Source organism: Streptococcus sp. HMSC062B01, assembly GCF_001811085.1.
Lineage (GTDB): Bacteria > Bacillota > Bacilli > Lactobacillales > Streptococcaceae > Streptococcus > Streptococcus gordonii.
The window spans coordinates 4271-5883 of record NZ_KZ672797.1; the positions used below are offsets into that span (position 1 = coordinate 4271).

2 protein-coding genes are annotated in these 1613 nt (G+C 42.8%); both read right to left on the reverse strand.

The window, feature by feature from the left end:
* Positions 1–637, reverse strand: a 637-nt coding sequence (locus tag HMPREF2780_RS08015; RefSeq protein ID WP_105026463.1) for a tagatose 1,6-diphosphate aldolase, incomplete at its 3' end; no start/stop codon positions are given.
* Between the two features lies 1 nt (position 638).
* Positions 639–1568, reverse strand: coding sequence for a tagatose-6-phosphate kinase (locus tag HMPREF2780_RS08020; protein WP_045635120.1), 930 nt, complete (start codon positions 1566–1568; stop codon positions 639–641).
* Positions 1569–1613 lie beyond the last annotated feature (45 nt).

A 1613-nucleotide genomic window follows, 5' to 3' on the forward strand; every position in this document is an offset into this window, starting at 1 on the left:
TAACATTGACTGGAACTTCCACTTTCAAGACATCGATGTTGAAGCGTGGGTCTGAGAAGACCTTCATTGCACCGATAACCTTGTGTGGTTTAACTTTGGCGTATTCTGCAGAACCTGCGTCAGCGATTTTTTCATCGTAGGCAAGGATTTCAAGGAAAAATGGAATGTCTTCTGCCACACACTCAGAGCCGATACGTTCGATATAGGCTTGTTTTTGTTGGTTGAGTTCGTCAGAGCTGTCTACGTCATAGTAAAGCAAGAATTTCACTGCATCTGCACCTTGTTCTTTGATGCGTTTTGCAGACCAAACATCCAAGCAGTCAGGCAAACGTTTGGTGCTTGTTGTGTCGTAGCCAGTTTTCTCATAAGCAAGGAGAAGACCGGCGTTGGCATCAAGCGCTTTTGTAGCTGGAAGACCATATTCAGGGTCGAGAAGCATAGAGGATGCGTATTTAGTCAATTCATCTGCGACCAAGACTTTAAGTTCTTCCATTTGAGCTACTGTTGGCTCTTCCGTTTGGTATTGAGCCATGAGGCGTTTCAAAGCACCACGTTGGTCAAAAGCGAGAGCTGAGATAATGCCGTTCTCGTCAGAGAGTTTTTGCAAGCAAGCGCGTTTATTTTCTGTTAAAACCATTTTATACCTCTTTTACGATTAGTTGGTCGTATAGACCTTGATAGTTAGCCATATTGACATGACCTGTCATTTTTTCTTGAGCGTTGAGCATACCAAGGACATTGGCCTTGATGAGGAGTTCTGCATCCGATTCCTTATGAAGAAGTCCTGATGAAATACCTGCAACAGTAGAATCTCCAGATCCGACAGGATTGACTACCTGAATTCTTGGAATATCTACCTTGTAGAAAGTATCACCATGTTTTGCAAAAGCACCATTGGCACCAAGTGAGACGATAATCCACTCAATCCCTGCAAACAAAGGCTCTTGAAGGACTTCTTTTAATTCATCCAAATCTTCTGAAACTTCTTTCCCAAGAAGCTGAGACAATTCTTCGTTATTCGGTTTGATTACTGTTGGTTTGTGGGGTGATTCAAGAACTGCCTGAAGAGCTGCACCTGAGCAATCCAGAACAACTGGTTTCCCTGCGCGATTAGCAAGCTCTACCAAGCTCGCATAATAATCAACTGGAAGCCCAGCTGGGAGACTACCTGAGATGGCTACTACTTCCACAGTGTCAAGGAAATTTTTGAAATGAACCAAGAAATCTTGCCCTTCTTGTTCCAGAACTTCGGGTCCTTTTTCAAGGATTTCTGTTTGGTTATCTCCGTGGAGAATAGCGATACAGTTACGAGTCTCTCCTTGAATTGAGAAAAAACGTTTCGTTACTTTATCATCGATATGTTCGACTAAAAACTCACCAAGTTTACCCCCAACTAAACCAGTAGCAGCAACAGAATCACCAAATTCTGAAAGAACTCGTGTAACATTAAGACCTTTACCACCGGCTGTCTTGGTCACGTCCACCACACGGTTGACAGTATCAATCTTCAGCTCATCCAAAGGATAAGAAATATCAATGGATGGATTCATCGTGACTGTTAAAATCATAAGTCACCTCTTAGTCGTGGTACTCTCCACGATCCCATTTTTCAA

Coding starts and splice junctions, on each gene's coding strand:
- HMPREF2780_RS08020 (WP_045635120.1), bottom strand. CDS start 1,568: ATGATTTTAACAGTCACGATGAATCCATCCATTGATATTTCTTATCCT.